This is a genomic window from Lyngbya sp. CCAP 1446/10 (assembly GCF_026130175.1).
Classification (GTDB): Bacteria; Cyanobacteriota; Cyanobacteriia; order Cyanobacteriales; family Microcoleaceae; genus Microcoleus.
The window spans coordinates 1-998 of sequence record NZ_JAIGNI010000167.1 but is presented as its reverse complement, the minus strand read 5'-3'; the positions used below and the strand labels follow the sequence as shown (position 1 = coordinate 998).

Genomic DNA, 998 nt, shown 5'->3' with positions numbered 1-998 from the left:
TTGCCATGAGTTTTTTCACTAACTCAAGAGAAGTAAAAATCACTCCTTGACAGGCTCTAGTTACGTGAGGAAACAAACGATGTTCGATCGGATTATACTTCGATGTATAGGGAGGATAGTGTGCGATTCTAATTTCTATCCCTAGCTCGTCAACTAATTTTTGTAAATCTGATTTAAAGATGTGATGATTAGAATTATTACTGCCACCTCCATCGCATTTTATTAAAATTGAATCGGCTTGAGGGTAGATGAATTTTCCGTAATTAATCCACCATAATTTTATCGATTCACAAGCAAATTCACTCGTATCTTTACTGATTCCCAGGTTTAAATATCCTCGGTTATTTTGCAGATCGTAAATTCCATGAGGCACTACTTTTCCGTCAGCTAGACTCCAAAAATCATGGTCAAATGTTGTTACAACTTCGGTAGTATATAGACTGCCTGCTCGATAGAGATTTCCAATAAATTCCTTCTTTTTGGTGTCCATACTAACAATTGGATTTCCTCGTAACTCATACTGGGCGGTAATTATAGCAAGATTCTCAAATTGTTCATTCCGATTTTTTGTGACTCCGGTTGTTTGTTGTTTTTGAGCTTTACGTTTCACATATCCATTCTTTTTTAACAGTTTTTTGACAACTGTTGTACTGACTATTGTTTCTTGAGCCTTCAGACCTTCAACTATTTGTTGATGGGTAAGATTTGTCCATTTAATTTTTTCGGACATTGGATCTCCGGCTGTGTGGTTTTTTAAAACTTCTAAAAAACGCTCATTTAAATCAGGTATCTGAGAATCCCTAGTTTTTCTTCCTCCCCCAGGTCGGCGAATTCTGTGTTGATTCAAGGCGGGTTCTGATTCTGTTTTTAACTCCTTAATGCCCTTGGCTATTGTATTTCTGTCTACTCCCAAAACTCCGGCTATGTAAATGATTCCACCACGACCAAGTTTTACGGCTTCTATCGCTGCATATCTTCTTTTGTCTTTTTCAGATAAA

The 998-nt window shown here is 37.0% G+C and carries 1 protein-coding gene; it reads right to left on the bottom strand.

Annotation, left to right across the window (positions count from 1 at the left end):
* The coding region (locus K4039_RS29700) for an ISAzo13 family transposase (protein ID WP_265240110.1) at nucleotides 1-998 on the bottom strand (998 nt) is incomplete at both ends.